The organism is Natronobacterium haloterrestre, assembly GCF_900112205.1.
Lineage (GTDB): Archaea > Halobacteriota > Halobacteria > Halobacteriales > Natrialbaceae > Natronobacterium > Natronobacterium haloterrestre.
This window is the reverse complement of record NZ_FOKW01000002.1, coordinates 277137-290624: the sequence shown is the minus strand read 5'-3', so window position 1 is coordinate 290624 and position 13488 is coordinate 277137. Positions and strand designations below refer to the sequence as shown.

Below are 13488 nucleotides of genomic sequence, written 5' to 3'. Positions count from 1 at the left end.
GACTTTTTTCGCGACGAGTCGACGAAGCGACACAGCGACGGCCCCCGCTCGAACCACGAGCTACCGGCGGACGCCCCAGATCGCGACCGCGAGCGAGCCGACGGTCCAGGCAGCGAGCCCGACCAGACTGGCCAGCGGCGAGGCGACGCGCGGTCCCGTGCCCGAGGCGACGACGACCGTCGTCTCGAGGACGAGCCCGCGGTAGGCGCTCAGCGGACTGATCGCCAGCGAGTACAGCAGGTCGGCGTCGCCGATCACGCCCTCCGCGAGCCCGTAGACCAGCGCCAGGTCGAAGCCGATCAGCAGGGCGACGAGCGCGACGACCGCCAGTGCGAGGGCGCTGCGGGTCCCGCCGACCAGCGCGGAGATGGCGATCGCGACCGCCAGGAGGACGAGGCCGAACAGGACCGTCAGGACGAGAAACCGGGCGAACAGGATCGGCGAGTCCGCACCCGTATGGGTCGCGTAGATGGCGACGGGATCTTCGCCCCCCAGTGCGATCCCGACCGCGGCCAGCGCGAGCGGCACCGCGATCGCGACGGCGACGCCGACGGCCCGGCCCGCGTAGACCCCGAGGACGATTTCGCGGGGCGAGACGGGATAGGTCTCGAGGACGTCGAGTTCGCCCCGCAGTTCGTCGCCCAGGATCGCCCGGTAGCCGAAAGCGACGGCGACGATCGGGACGAGCAACTCGAGCGGCGTCAGGAGGTCGACGGTCGTGGGGAGATACCCCGCAGTGAACCCGTCGCCGATCCAGGTGATCCCGAGGACGACGGCCGCGAGCGCGGCGGCGAGCAGGTAGAAGGTCCGGGTTCGGGCCACGGTGTGGAGTTCGCGGTCGACGATCGTCCACAGGCGGTGACCGGTGCTCGGGGTCGACGGCTCGCGCTGGGCCTCGGCCGCGGTTGCCGCTCGCTTCTCGCCGGGTTCGGGGCTCATTCGTCGGTCACCCCCTGGACCCGCACGGTGCCGGCCTCGGCCGCGACCGACTCCTCGTAGACCCCGCGCAACGAGTCGACGCCGAGGTCCGCCCGTAGCGCCGCGGGCGGTCCCCGGCGAACGATCCGCCCCTCGTCGAGTATCGCGACCTCGTCCGCGACGCGGTCTACCAGTCCGAGGTCGTGCGAACTCAGCAGGACCGCCGTCCCCTCCGCGGCGAACTCCGAAGTGATCTCGAAGACGTGTCTGCTCATGCCGGGATCGAGGCCGCTCGCCGGCTCGTCCAGTACGACGACGGGCGGATCGCCGATCGTCGCCTGTGCGATCCCGGCGAGTCGTGTCATGCCGCCCGAGAGCGCCTCGACGGGCCGATCGGCCGCATCCGCCAGTCCGACCGTCTCGAGGCGGGCCATCGCGTCGTCGGCGTCGGCGCCGACGAGCGACGAGTAGAACGCCAGCGTCTCGAGGACGGTGAACCCGGGGCGGAAGGCGGGCTGCTGTGGAAGGTAGCCGATCCGGCGTGTGGCCTCGCGACCCTCGTATGCGACCGAGCCCGACGTCGGCTCGAGCAGGCCAGCGAGCACCCGCAGCAGGGTCGTCTTGCCGGAGCCGTTCGGCCCGACCAGGGCGGTGACGGCCCCGGCGTCGACGGCCATCGAGAGGTCCTCGAGGACCGAGACCGAGCCGTAGGCGTGGTCGACGTCCGTCGCCTCGAGAACGGGCGTTCGGTCCGTCTCCGGCGTCGAGTCCCGCTCGGACCGGGTTCTGGACCGCGGTTCGGGGTCAGCGCTCGCGTCGGCCGGGGGTGCGTTTGCCCGTCCCCTGCGATTGCTCTCGGAGTCGTTGTCGTCGTTCGATTCCCGCGCTCGGGACGCGGCGCTCGAGTCTCCGGTCGGCGCCGCGTTCGGGCTGGCCGTCTCGTCGGTCATATCATGTCTCACCGTAACTCGTCGGTTGCGTTCGATCGCAGGACCACGCTCGATCGGCCCACTCGGTCCGCTCGAGGAGGTCCGGGTTGTTCGGCTCGCAGGTCGGTGCCAGGTCGACGACGCTGCCGGTCCGCATCCCGGGGACGGTCCCCTGCAGGCCCTCGAGCGCACCGAGGGCGGGCGCACGGGACAGCGTCTCCGTCCCGTCGACCCGGTGGAGTCGCCTGTCGACGGGATCGGTCGGGGAGTAGGACCGCTCGAGGACGCCGGACCCGTCCCGCGTAGCCGCGCCGAGGTCCGTCGTCCCCTGCCAGTAGTTGCCGACGCCGTCGTCGGTCCAGATCCGCAGCGGGCCGGTTCCCGCGTCCGCGTGGACGTCGTTCTCGACGAAGTCGTTTCGCGTTACCCGGTTCGTCGGGAGCATCGAGCGCGTCTGGGCACCGATCTCGTTGCCGGCGACGACGTTTCGCTCGTAGATCGTCCCGGTCGCGTCGACCCGCAGGCCGACGCGGCTGTCCGTGAGGACGTTGTCGGCGATGTAGGAGTCGCTCCCGCTGGGGAACAGCGCGTAGTCGGCGTTGCTGATGTCGTTGCCGACGACGGCGTTGCGCTCCGGCCCGGTCATGACGTAGATCCCCGTGTTGGACTGGTTCCGTAGCCGGTTGTCCGCGACCAGCGAGTCCGAGGTGTGCATCAGGTGGACGCCGAGGCGGTTCCCCTCGAAGTAGTTGTCCCGGACGACCAGCCCCGGCGACCGGTGGGAGTAGACGGCGTCGCGGCCGTCGTACACCGTCGAGTTCTCGACGACGATCGGCGAGCGAAACGCCAGGATCGCCGCGTGGCCGTCCTCCCACTCCTCGGGACTGTGAACGGTCACGTTACGGACGACGGACTCGCCGCTGCGCCGGAGGACGATCCCGGTGATCTCGGAGTCGATCGTGACGTTCTCGATCAGCGAGTCGGTCGCGGTGTGGGCCGCGATCCCGGCGTCGCCGCCGGCGTAGTTACGCTCGAAGGTCGCGTCCCACTCCTCGTCGTCGCCGTCTTCCCGGGGATCGAACCCGGGCAACTCCCCGGAACCCTGTTGCACGGTACCGGAACCGGTGATCTCGAGGCCGATCAGCGCGGTCCGGTTCGCTGTCGTCGTGATCACCGAGCCGTTACCGCCGCCGTCGATGGTGACGTTCCCGTCGCCGACGAGCGTGAGCGGGCGATCGATCTCGAGACGTTCCTCGTACTCGCCGGCCGGGATCCGGACGGTCGTGTTCGCGGGCGCGTCGTCGATCGCCCCCTGGATCGTGTCGGCGTCCTCGCCGACGACGGTCGAGACGGGCCGATCCCGGAGGTCGGCCGCCGCCGCGACGCGGCGGTCGGCGTCCGCGCGGTGGTCGTCGACTCGGTCACGGACCAGGGTCGCCTCTATCCGGTCGAACTCGACCTCGAGCAGGTCCGTCCACGCGAGGACGGTCCCGCCGCGGGCGTCGGCGAACGCCTCGGCGTCGGCCCGGTCGGAGAAGGGGAGGATCGCGTTCCCCCTCGGCGTCGTCGCCTCGCTGTCGTGGACGTACCACGCGCGTTCGGCGTCGACCCAGCCGGGTTCCCCGCGGTCGTCGACCGCGGGATACCCCTCCTCGGTGAGGTCGACGTCGACCGTCGAGTAATCCGTGACGTACACCGCGAGCGGGTAACCGAACTGCTGTGAATGACCGGCTTCCCGGCTCGTATCGACGTAGGTGTCGATCCCGTAGTAGCCGACGACGTACTCGTACTGGGAGTAGAAGACCTGCGCCTTCGGCAGTGCGACCCGCTCCTCGAGGCCGTACTCCTCGGACAGGGGCAGTCCCATCGAAACGGTGTCGTCGAAGGGGGCCGGCTCCGGCGTCGTCGATTCGACCTCGACGACGAACGGGCCGATCGCGGCGACCGAGCCGACCAGGAGGAGGACGACCACGCCGACGACGCGCCACGGGCGATTGGGCACGGTGGGGATTGGCGCGACGCGTACGTATAGGGTTTGGTGCGGTCGTCGAACGCGACTGTCACTCGCACGGACCATCATGGATTAGTATAACCCGAGAATACACCCGGGTATGCGAACGCCAGCACCGGACACCCGACCCGTCGCGCTGACCATCGCGGGCAGCGACTCCGGCGGCGGCGCCGGGATCCAGGCCGACCTCGCGACGATGACCGCCCACGGCGTCTTCGGCACGTCGGCGATCACGGCCGTCACCGCCCAGCACACCCGCGGCGTCGAGTCCTCATACGCGCTCCCGCGCGAGGAGGTCGCGGCCCAGATCGACGCCGTCACCGACGACTTGGCCGTCGGGGCCGCGAAGACCGGCATGCTCGCGACGACGGAGATCGTCGAAACCGTCGCCGAGCGGGCCGCCGACTTCCCGTTCCCGCTGGTGGTCGACCCCGTCATGGTCGCCACCTCCGGGGATCGCCTGCTCGAGCCCGAGGCGGAACGCGCCTACGAGGACCTGCTCGCGGAGGCGGCCGTCGCCACGCCCAACGCCGACGAGGCGGAGGTACTGACCGGCGTCGAGGTCGTCGACCGCGACAGCGCCCGTGAGGCCGGCGAGGAGCTGCTGACCGTAGGCGTCGACGCGGCGCTGATCAAGGGCGGCCACGTCCCCGGCGAGACCGTCCGGGACGTCCTCGTCACCGGCGACGGGACGACGACGACGACGTACGAACACCCGCGGATCGGCACCGAGGCGACCCACGGCTCCGGCTGTGCGCTCGCGGCCGCGATCGCCGCCCGCCTGGCCCGGGGCGACGGTCTCGAGGCCGCAGTTGACGGCGCGACCGACTTTCTGGCCCGCGCAGTCCGGTACCACTACGACGTCGGCGAGGGGCCGGGCGCGGTCAACCACGCCGTCGAACTGCGCAACCGGGCTGCACGCGAGCCGACCGCCGAGGAGGTCGAGGCCGTCGTCGAGCATCTCGTGGAAGCCGACGCGACGGCGCTCGTCCCGGAGGTCGGGATGAACGTCGTCGGCGCGACCCCCTACGCCGAGACCGTCGCCGAGACGGCGGCCGTCGAGGGACGGATCACCCGGACGCTCTCCGGGATCGAGCCGAACCGGGGCGTCCGGTTCGGCGCCTCGAGTCACGTCGCACGCTTCCTGCTGTCGGCCCGGGAGTTCGCCCCCGAGTTGCGGTTCGCGGCCAACTGCCGGTTCGCCCCGGACGTCGAGGACGCGCTCGAGGACCTGGGCTGGACGGTCGCTGAGTACGACCGCGCTGACCAGCCAGCGGACGTCTCGGAGACGGAAGGCCAGACGATGGGCTGGGGAGCACGGCAGGCGTTTGCCGACCGCGAGGAACCGCCCGTCGCCGTCGTCGACCGGGGCGACGTCGGCAAGGAGCCGATGACGAAACTGATCGCCCACGATGCCGAGACGCTCGCCGAGCGGCTCCGTTCGCTGGCCGGCGCGCTCGAGGAGTAGCGACGAACCGGGGTCGTCCCCTACGACTCCGAGCCGTTCCCGTCGAGTTCCGGCTCGAACAGGTCCTCGATCCGACAGTCGAAGTGGTCGGCCAGCTCGAACGCCAACTCGAGCGAGGGATCGTATCGCTCCCGTTCGATGGCGTTGATCGTCTGACGGGTGACGCCGACTTCCTCGGCGAGTTCGCCCTGGCTGAGGCCCGCTGCCTCGCGACGGGTCGTCACGACGTTTTTCATGCGATCACCGCCGCCGACTGACGACCGTATAGCACGCGCCGTAGAGAAGCCCGAGGGCCGACACCGCATAGATGACCCCCCACAGCGTCGCCCCGATCGTGGCGTAGCCGCCGGCATCGAGCACGTACAGCGCCGGAACGACCGACAGCGTCGCCACGCAGACGGCGGTGATCGTCAGCCCGCTGGCGCGGTCGTGGATCTCGGCGTCGCGCTCGTCCAGCAGCGTAACGTCGGAGACGTAGGGGTAGCCAAATGCCACCGCCATCGCCGCCCAGACCGTCACGAGATAGCTCGCGGTCCCGGCGAGTCGTGCCTCGGCGACGATGCCGGCGACGAGGGCAAGGCAGCCGACGAGGACCAGGCCCCAGACCAGCCGTTCGTACGTTCGTTTCCCGGCCGCGAACGGATCGCGGATCGATCGTGTGCTGTCAGACATGCTTTACAGTAAAGCTCACTTTACACCCCCATAAATCCATCCCAGGAAATCCGGACGGTCACCGATCCTGACTCGAGCACGGTCGCGAGCGGTGCCGGAAACCGAACGCTCATTCCCGACGGTGTGATACCACGAATCATGGTCGAGAACCCGTTCGACGTCGAGATTCGCGTCGGCGAAGTGCTCGAGGCCGAGTCGTTCACCGAGGCGCGGAAGCCGAAAATGACGAAGCTGTGGATCGACCTCGGCGAGGCGGGCGGCGAGATCCAGTCGGCGGCGCAACTCGATCACCACTACGATCCCGAGGACCTCGAGGGGCGACAGGTGCTGTGTGCGACGAACCTCGGCGAGGTGCGGATCGCCGGGTTCAAATCCGAGGCGCTGACCGTCGGCGTCCCCGGCGAGGACGAGTATCCCGTACTGGTCGAACCCGAGTCGGAGGTCCCGCTGGGCGGCCTGCTCTTCTGAGAAGCCGTCGTCGCGGCTAGACCCAACAGTAGAGCTATACGTCCGGCCGGAACAGGGGTCAATATGGGCGACGCGTCGCCCCCGACAGGCGGGACCAACGTGGAAGGGGAAACGCCCCGGATCGAACCGACCGTCGAGACCGAAGAGGCGACGATCACCGACGAAGCCGAACTCGAGCGGACGCTGGGGCTTTCCGGCGGCCTCGCGATCGGCATCGGGACGATGATCGGCGCGGGGATCTTCGTCTTCCCCGGGCTGGCGGCCGGCAACGCCGGGCCGGCGGCCGCGGCCTCGTTCGCCATCGGGGCCGTCGTGGCCCTGCTGGTCGCGCTCCCGACCTCGGAACTCGCGACCGCGATGCCGAAATCCGGGGGCGGCTACTACTTCATCTCCCGCGGGCTGGGGACCCTCGCCGGGACCGTCGTCGGCCTCTCGCTGTGGTTCGGGCTGGTGTTCGCGACCGCGTTCTACCTCGTCGGGTTCGGCTACTACGCGGTCGACACGCTCGCCGAACTCGGGATCACGGTCGGCGAGGGGCTAGTCATCCCGACGGCGTTGCTGTTCGGCGCGGGGTTTACCGTCCTGAACGTCACGGGGACCGAGAACGCGGCGAAGCTCCAGAACGGCGTCGTCGCGCTGTTGCTCTCGATCCTCGTCGCATTCCTGGCGTACGGCGGGCTGGACGCGGCCGGACTCATCGGCGATCCGGCCGCTCCCGAGCAGTTCGCGCCCTTCGGCGCGGTCCCCGTGTTTTCGACGGCAGCGCTCGTCTTCACCTCGTATCTGGGCTTCGCGCAGGTGGCGACCGTCGCCGGCGAGATGAAATCCCCCGGCCGGAACCTGCCCCTGGCGATGGTGGGGTCCGTGGTGATCGTCGGGGTCCTCTACGTCGTGACCGTCTTCGTCGCGACGAGCGCCTTCGGCAGCGATCGTCTCACGGAACTCGGCGAGACCGCGATGGTCGAAGTCGGCCGCCACTACCTCGGTACCGCCGGTGCCGTCGCCATCGTCTTCGGCGGTCTGCTCGCGACGATGTCGAGCGCAAACGCCTCCGTCCTGAGCACCTCCCGTGCGATCTACGCCGTCTCGAGGGACGCGCTCCTCCCGGCGGGGGCGAGCCGGATCAACCTGCGGTACGGGACGCCCCACGTCGCGCTCGGGCTGGCCGGCGGCCCCATCCTCGTGTTGACCGCGACCGGCCGCGTGGAACTGCTCGCGGAGGTCGCCTCCTTCCTCCATCTCATCATGTACGGGCTGATCTGTGTGGCGCTGCTCGCCCTGCGGCGCGACGAACCCGACTGGTACGACCCCGAGTTCCGGGTGCCCGGCTACCCGGCGGTGCCCGTCCTGGGGGCGATCTGTAGCTTCGCGCTGATCGGCTTCATGCAGCGGGCCTCACAGCTCGTCGGCGTCGGCATCATGCTGCTGACCGCCGGGTGGTACTTCTACTACGCCGGCGACGTGGAGCTGAGAGGAAACCTGTGACACCGACACCCACCCAACGACCATGACACGCACGCTCGTTCCAGTGGCGATCCTCGAGGGGGAATCGGTACCGGCCGGCCTCGCCGAACTGCTCGAGCCGACTGACGTGACCGTCCTCGGCTACCACGTCCTGCCGGAGCAGACGCCGCCCGACCAGGCGCGGCTGCAGTACGAGGACCGGGCAACCGACGCGCTCGAGGACCTCGCCCGGGAGTTCGGGGCCGAGGAGGGCACCGCCGACTACCGGCTCGTGTTCACCCACGACGCCGAACAGACGATCGAGCGCGTCGCTGCGGACACGGGAGCGGGCGTCTACGCGATCACGGGCGCGACCGGGCCGATCGATCGACTGCTCGTGACGCTGACCAGCGACGTCGCGGTCGAGCGGATCGTCTCGTTCGTCGCGGAACTGATCGGCGACCGGGAGATCGGCGTCACGCTCTTTCTGGCGACCGACGACGAGTCCGCTGGCCGGGAGTTGCTCGAGACGGCGGCCGGCCCGCTGTCCGAGCGGGGGATCGACGTACGGACGCAACTCTCGCTCGAGGAACCGCCGCTCGAGGCCTTAATCGACGCGGCGGCCGACCACGATGCCGTCGTGATGGGCGAACAGGCCCCCTCACTGCGAACGCTGGTCTTCGGCGAGGCTGCCGAACGGGTCGCCGCGGAGTCGTTCGGGCCGGTGCTCGTGGTTCGGCGTCTCGAGGGCGAGGACGAACGCGAAGCCGCCGGGTCCTCCTCGCTGTCGGATGGCCGCGACGAGTAACTCCTTCACCCACCGTTCTCGCGGTTCTCACCGCTCCTGTCCGCTTCGCCATCGTCACTCTCGTCGCCCTCGTTCGCTTCGCCATCGTCACTCTCGCTTTCCTCCTCTTCCTCGAGATACTCCCCGCGGATGACCAACACCGGATCGACCGTTCCCCTGGCCAGGGTCTTCGCCCGGTCGCGGAAGATGAACCGGCGGATCGACGGTCGACTCTCGCCGAGGACGAGCATGTCGTGCTCCGCCGCGGCCGCGAGGATGGCCTGGGTTGGCGAGCCCTCGAGCGTCACCTGCGCGTGTATCCGATCGCGGTCGACGTCGGCGGCTTCCAGTTCGTCAGCCGCGGTCTCGACCAACTCGTCGGCCGCGTCGCGGTCGCTCTCGTCGCCGATGACGCGGAAGAACGTCACCTCGAGGTCGGTGCCGGTCAGCAGCGTTCCGAGAAGGTCGGCGATGTACTCGAGGTTGACGTCGCCACGGATCGCGACCAGCACCGACTCGAGTTTCGGCGCGGGGTTGAGCATCAGGACGGCGTGGCAGTCCTCGTCGACCGCGACCCGCTCGAAGGTTTTCAGCCGATCGTGCGTGAAGACGAGGCGGGTCGAGACGTCGACGCAGCCGGCGTCCTCGAAGACGGACCGGAGTTCCTCGAGTTCCGCACGGGCGCGGTCGCCGTACTGGTCGCGGGCGTGACTGGTGGCGATCTGGTCGGGAATCTCGCGGTAGGCGAGCAGCGTGACCGGAACGGACGCGAACGCGTCGACGACCGTCCGGGGGACGCTTTGCCCGCCGAGGACGTCGACCGGGACGAGCACGCGGTGATCTCGAGAGCGAGGGGCAGCCATCGGTTGACTCGTGACGACGTACCACGCGAGCCGTAATAGTACCCCGACAGGAGTCACACGAATCGATCCTCTCGTTTCCCTCGCCCGTCGATCACTTTCGCCCCGGATCCCGCAGGGTTTTTGGGGTGGAACGCCACGGCTCGCGTATGACAGAGGCGACGGGGATCGTCGGCGAGTTTCTCTCGCTGAAAGAAGAGACCGACGCGGAGTTGCTGGCGATGCAGTGTGGCGACTTCTACGAGTTCTTCGACGAAGACGCCGAGATCGTCGCCGACGAACTCGATCTGAAGGTATCCCAGAAGTCCTCACACGGATCGTCGTACCCGATGGCCGGCGTCCCGGTCGACGACCTGACGCCCTATCTCAAGGCGCTGGTCGAGCGCGGCTACCGGGTCGCCGTCGCCGACCAGTACGAGACCGACTCCGGCCACGCCCGCGAGATCGTCCGCGTGGTGACGCCGGGAACCCTACTCGAGACGACCGACGCCGACGCACAGTACCTGGCGGCGGTGGTCGCCGGCGGGACGACCGACGACTACGGCCTCGCGTTCGCCGACGTGACCACCGGCCGCTTCCTCGTCGCGGAGGCGGCCGACGCCGACGAGGCGCTGACCGAGTTGTACCGGTTCGACCCCGTCGAGGTGTTGCCCGGACCCGACGCGCGGGCGGACGACGACCTGCTCGAGACGATCCGCGAGCGGATCGACGCCACGCTCACCCTCCACGAGACGGAGGGGTTCGTACCCAAGCGGGCCGACCACGCGGTCGGCGAGCAGTTCGGCCGGGAGACGGTCGACCGGCTGTCGGTCGGCGACTCAGCGATCGCTGCCGCCGGCGCCGTCCTGGACTACGTCGAGGAGACCGGCGCGGGCGTGCTGGCCTCGATGACCCGCATCCAGGCCCACCACGGCGACGACCACGTCACGCTGGACGCGACCACCCAGCGCAACCTCGAGCTGACCGAGACCATGCAAGGCGACAGCGAGGGATCGCTGTTCGAGACGATCGACCACACCGAGACCAGCGCCGGCGGTCGGCTCCTGAAGGAGTGGCTCCAGCGGCCCCGGCGCTCGCTCGAGGTCCTCGAGCGCCGCCAGGAGTCGGTCGCCGCGCTCTCGACGGCCGCGCTGGCCCGCGACGAACTGGGGGACGCGCTGGGCGAGGCCTACGACCTGGCGCGGCTGGCCTCGAAGGCGACCCACGGCAGCGCCGACGCCCGCGACCTGCTGTCGGTGCGGGACACGCTCGGCGTCCTGCCGACGCTCGCCGAGACGATCGAGTCGAACCCCGACCTTGCCAACTCGCCGCTCGTCGAGATCGTCGACCGGCCGGACCGCGAGGCGGCCGCGGACCTCCGGGAGACCCTCGAGGAGGCGCTGGCCGAGGAGCCGCCGTCGACGGTCACCCAGGGCGGGCTCTTCCGGCGGGGCTACGACGACGAACTCGACGAGGTGATCGAGCGCCACGAGGAGATCAAGGAGTGGCTCGATACCCTCGCCGAGCGCGAGAAGTCCCGGCACGGCCTCTCGCACGTCACCGTCGACCGCAACAAGACCGACGGCTACTACATCCAGGTCGGCAAGTCCGCGGCCGACGGCGTTCCCGAGAGCTACGAACAGATCAAGACGCTCAAGAACTCGAAACGGTTCACGACCGAGGAACTCGAGGAGAAAGAGCGGGAGGTGCTCCGGCTCGAGGAACGTCGGGGCGACCTCGAGTACGAACTCTTCGAGGAACTCCGCGAGGCGGTCGCCGACCGCGCGGAACTCCTGCAGGACGTCGGCCGGGCGCTCGCGACCGTCGACGCGCTGGCGAGCCTGGCGACCCACGCGGCCGAGAACCGCTGGGTTCGGCCCGACCTCCACCGCGGGGATCGGCTCGAGATCGATCAGGGCCGCCACCCGGTCGTCGAGCAGACGACCGAGTTCGTCCCCAACGACGTGCGGATGGACGAGGACCGGGGCTTCCTGGTCGTGACGGGGCCCAACATGTCCGGGAAGTCGACGTACATGCGGCAGGTGGCGTGTATCGTCCTCCTGGCCCAGATCGGGAGCTTCGTTCCCGCCAGAGACGCCGAGATCGGACTCGTCGACGGCATCTTCACCCGCGTCGGCGCGCTGGACGAACTCGCGCAGGGCCGGTCGACGTTCATGGTCGAGATGAGCGAACTCTCGAACATCCTCCACACCGCGACCGAGGACTCGCTGGTGATCCTGGACGAGGTCGGCCGCGGGACCGCCACGTACGACGGGATCTCGATCGCCTGGGCCGCCACGGAGTACCTGCACAACGAGGTCCGGGCGAAGACGCTCTTTGCGACCCACTACCACGAGTTGACGGGGCTCGCGGAGGAACTCCCCCGCGTGGCGAACGTCCACGTCGCCGCCGACGAACAGGACGGCGACGTCACCTTCCTGCGGACCGTCCGGGACGGCCCGACCGACCGTTCCTACGGCATCCACGTCGCCGACCTCGCCGGCGTGCCGAACCCCGTCGTCGACCGGGCCCGTGACGTCCTCGAGCGCCTGCGCGAGGAGAAGGCCATCGAAGCCAAGGGCGGCGGCTCGAACGAACCCGTCCAGACGGTGTTCGACCTCTCGAGCGGCCAGTTCCGCGGGGAGGCGAGCGCCGACGGCGGGGAGCGAACCGACGGCGAGACGGACAACGACGCGGTCGATCCCGAGGCGAAAGACGTCCTCGAGGACCTCGAGGAGATCGACGTCAACACGACGCCGCCGATCGAACTGGTCTCGAAGGTCCAGGACCTGCAGCGACGGCTCGAGGGCGACGGCGGCGAGTAGCTCCCGCGCCGACGACCGTCGCCGTTTTCTCCGCGGAGGTATCGAACTCGGTATGGGCTACGACGCACTCGTCGAGCGGCTGGCGGGGGACGGCGACGACGCGACCGCGACCGACGGGCCGCGGATCGTCGCCTTCCCCGACGGCAGCGTCGACGAGTACTACGCCGCTTACGACGGCGAGGGAAACCGGATCGCCGAGCGCGAGACGTTCGGCGAGCGGATCGCCCGCAGCGAGTACGACTCGTTCCCGATCGAGCGCCGATCCAGGGAACCCGCCGGCCAGGCGGTCAACATGGCCCGACAGACCCACGCGCTGGGTGCGGAGACGACGCTGTACGGCCACCTCGAAGACCCCGTCTTCGCGGATCTGCCGTTCGAAACCGTCTCGATGGGCCCGCCCGCACGGATCGACGTCTTCCCGTTCGCCGACGACGACCTCCTGCTCGCCGAACGTGCCCGACGGATCGAGGACTGGACGCTCGCGGACCTCGCGGCCGCCGCGGGCGAAGACCCGGGCGACGCCCTGGCGGCGGACGCGCTCTGCTGTGGCAACTGGGTATCGGCCGGAGGACTGACCGACGCGCTGGCGACGCTCGCGGACGGGACGCTCCCGACCAACGTCGGGACCGTCGTCGTCGATCCGGGTCCGGTGAGCACCCGCTCGAACGACGCTATCGTGGCCTTTCTCGAGGCGCTGGGCGACCTCGACGCGCGGACGGACGTCGTCTACAGCGTCAATCGGGCGGAACTCGAGGCCACGGTTGCGGCGCTCGACGGCGATCTCGGCGGAGGCGACCGCGAGCACGTCCGAGCGGTCCGATCGGCGGCCGGAATCGAGGCCGTTGTCCTCCACGAAACCGAGGCGGCGGTCGCGGCCACGCGGGACGGCACGGTCGCCCTCGAGAACCTCGCGGTCGAGGAGCCGCGGCGACGAACCGGGGCCGGGGATCGATTCAGCGCGGGACTGGCGGTCGGCCGGGCCCGCGGCTGGGAGTGGGAGACGGCGCTCGCGCTCGCGAACTGCTGTGCGGCCCACTACGTCGAGACGGCGACGACGGGCGATCCGTCGGCCCTCCGTTCGTTCGCGGCGACGACGCCCCGCCGCGAGTGAGTCGAACTACTCCCGGC

Annotated in this window: 12 protein-coding genes; 6 read left to right on the top strand and 6 right to left on the bottom strand. The window is 69.8% G+C overall.

Annotation, left to right across the window (positions count from 1 at the left end):
• Nucleotides 1-60 precede the first annotated feature (60 nt).
• The 3 genes from BM113_RS05470 to BM113_RS05460 are packed head-to-tail and all read right to left on the bottom strand — an operon-like array spanning nucleotide 61 to nucleotide 3849.
• Nucleotides 61-939 (bottom strand): ABC transporter permease, encoded by an 879-nt coding sequence (locus BM113_RS05470; protein WP_089786069.1) that lies wholly within the window; start codon nucleotides 937-939, stop codon nucleotides 61-63.
• Nucleotides 936-1868 (bottom strand): ABC transporter ATP-binding protein, encoded by a 933-nt coding sequence (locus BM113_RS05465; protein WP_089786067.1) that lies wholly within the window; start codon nucleotides 1866-1868, stop codon nucleotides 936-938. Before BM113_RS05465 ends, BM113_RS05470 begins: the two co-directional genes overlap by 4 nt.
• A gap of 1 nt (nucleotide 1869) precedes the next feature.
• Complete coding sequence (locus tag BM113_RS05460) at nucleotides 1870-3849, bottom strand: NosD domain-containing protein (protein ID WP_089786065.1); 1980 nt, start codon at nucleotides 3847-3849, stop codon at nucleotides 1870-1872.
• A gap of 109 nt (nucleotides 3850-3958) precedes the next feature.
• Here BM113_RS05460 and thiD point away from each other — a divergent pair, with 109 nt between their 5' ends.
• The gene (gene thiD / locus BM113_RS05455; protein ID WP_089786064.1) at nucleotides 3959-5326 is read left to right on the top strand and encodes a bifunctional hydroxymethylpyrimidine kinase/phosphomethylpyrimidine kinase; all 1368 of its coding nucleotides are present in this window, start codon (nucleotides 3959-3961) and stop codon (nucleotides 5324-5326) included.
• Nucleotides 5327-5346: 20 nt separating this feature from the next.
• On the opposite strand, the gene BM113_RS05450 is transcribed toward thiD, so the two are convergent.
• Both BM113_RS05450 and BM113_RS05445 read right to left on the bottom strand, forming a co-directional pair.
• Nucleotides 5347-5562 carry a helix-turn-helix transcriptional regulator gene (locus tag BM113_RS05450; protein WP_089786061.1) on the bottom strand — a complete coding sequence of 72 codons (216 nt, stop codon included), beginning with the start codon at nucleotides 5560-5562 and terminating at the stop codon, nucleotides 5347-5349.
• A gap of 4 nt (nucleotides 5563-5566) precedes the next feature.
• Nucleotides 5567-5998, bottom strand: a complete 432-nt coding sequence (locus BM113_RS05445) for a DUF2178 domain-containing protein (RefSeq protein ID WP_089786059.1) — start codon at nucleotides 5996-5998, stop codon at nucleotides 5567-5569.
• 138 nt (nucleotides 5999-6136) lie between these two features.
• Between BM113_RS05445 and BM113_RS05440 the strand changes: the two genes are divergently transcribed.
• From BM113_RS05440 to BM113_RS05430, 3 genes are all read left to right on the top strand, one after another.
• Nucleotides 6137-6466: a tRNA-binding protein gene (locus BM113_RS05440; RefSeq protein WP_089786057.1), complete on the top strand. Its 330-nt coding sequence runs from the start codon at nucleotides 6137-6139 to the stop codon at nucleotides 6464-6466.
• A 63-nt stretch (nucleotides 6467-6529) separates the two neighbouring features.
• Nucleotides 6530-7951 (top strand): APC family permease, encoded by a 1422-nt coding sequence (locus BM113_RS05435; protein WP_089786055.1) that lies wholly within the window; start codon nucleotides 6530-6532, stop codon nucleotides 7949-7951.
• 22 nt (nucleotides 7952-7973) lie between these two features.
• Nucleotides 7974-8717: a universal stress protein gene (locus BM113_RS05430; protein WP_089786053.1), complete on the top strand. Its 744-nt coding sequence runs from the start codon at nucleotides 7974-7976 to the stop codon at nucleotides 8715-8717.
• Between the two features lie 5 nt (nucleotides 8718-8722).
• Here BM113_RS05430 and BM113_RS05425 read toward each other — a convergent pair whose 3' ends face one another.
• Nucleotides 8723-9559: a universal stress protein gene (locus BM113_RS05425; RefSeq protein WP_245757976.1), complete on the bottom strand. Its 837-nt coding sequence runs from the start codon at nucleotides 9557-9559 to the stop codon at nucleotides 8723-8725.
• 146 nt (nucleotides 9560-9705) lie between these two features.
• Between BM113_RS05425 and mutS the strand changes: the two genes are divergently transcribed.
• Together mutS and BM113_RS05415 are read left to right on the top strand one after the other, a co-directional pair.
• Nucleotides 9706-12360: a DNA mismatch repair protein MutS gene (mutS, locus tag BM113_RS05420; protein WP_089786456.1), complete on the top strand. Its 2655-nt coding sequence runs from the start codon at nucleotides 9706-9708 to the stop codon at nucleotides 12358-12360.
• 52 nt (nucleotides 12361-12412) lie between these two features.
• Nucleotides 12413-13471, top strand: coding sequence for a PfkB family carbohydrate kinase (locus tag BM113_RS05415; protein WP_089786051.1), 1059 nt, complete (start codon nucleotides 12413-12415; stop codon nucleotides 13469-13471).
• Nucleotides 13472-13488: the final 17 nt, after the last annotated feature.

What these genes read in the sequence shown, in the direction of transcription:
- thiD (WP_089786064.1), top strand. Translation starts at nt 3,959, where the DNA reads ATGCGAACGCCAGCACCGGACACCCGACCCGTCGCGCTGACCATCGCG.
- BM113_RS05415 (WP_089786051.1), top strand. Translation starts at nt 12,413, where the DNA reads ATGGGCTACGACGCACTCGTCGAGCGGCTGGCGGGGGACGGCGACGAC.
- mutS (WP_089786456.1), top strand. Translation starts at nt 9,706, where the DNA reads ATGACAGAGGCGACGGGGATCGTCGGCGAGTTTCTCTCGCTGAAAGAA.
- BM113_RS05445 (WP_089786059.1), bottom strand. Translation starts at nt 5,998, where the DNA reads ATGTCTGACAGCACACGATCGATCCGCGATCCGTTCGCGGCCGGGAAA.
- BM113_RS05435 (WP_089786055.1), top strand. Translation starts at nt 6,530, where the DNA reads ATGGGCGACGCGTCGCCCCCGACAGGCGGGACCAACGTGGAAGGGGAA.
- BM113_RS05425 (WP_245757976.1), bottom strand. Translation starts at nt 9,559, where the DNA reads ATGGCTGCCCCTCGCTCTCGAGATCACCGCGTGCTCGTCCCGGTCGAC.
- BM113_RS05450 (WP_089786061.1), bottom strand. Translation starts at nt 5,562, where the DNA reads ATGAAAAACGTCGTGACGACCCGTCGCGAGGCAGCGGGCCTCAGCCAG.
- BM113_RS05465 (WP_089786067.1), bottom strand. Translation starts at nt 1,868, where the DNA reads ATGACCGACGAGACGGCCAGCCCGAACGCGGCGCCGACCGGAGACTCG.
- BM113_RS05440 (WP_089786057.1), top strand. Translation starts at nt 6,137, where the DNA reads ATGGTCGAGAACCCGTTCGACGTCGAGATTCGCGTCGGCGAAGTGCTC.
- BM113_RS05470 (WP_089786069.1), bottom strand. Translation starts at nt 939, where the DNA reads ATGAGCCCCGAACCCGGCGAGAAGCGAGCGGCAACCGCGGCCGAGGCC.
- BM113_RS05430 (WP_089786053.1), top strand. Translation starts at nt 7,974, where the DNA reads ATGACACGCACGCTCGTTCCAGTGGCGATCCTCGAGGGGGAATCGGTA.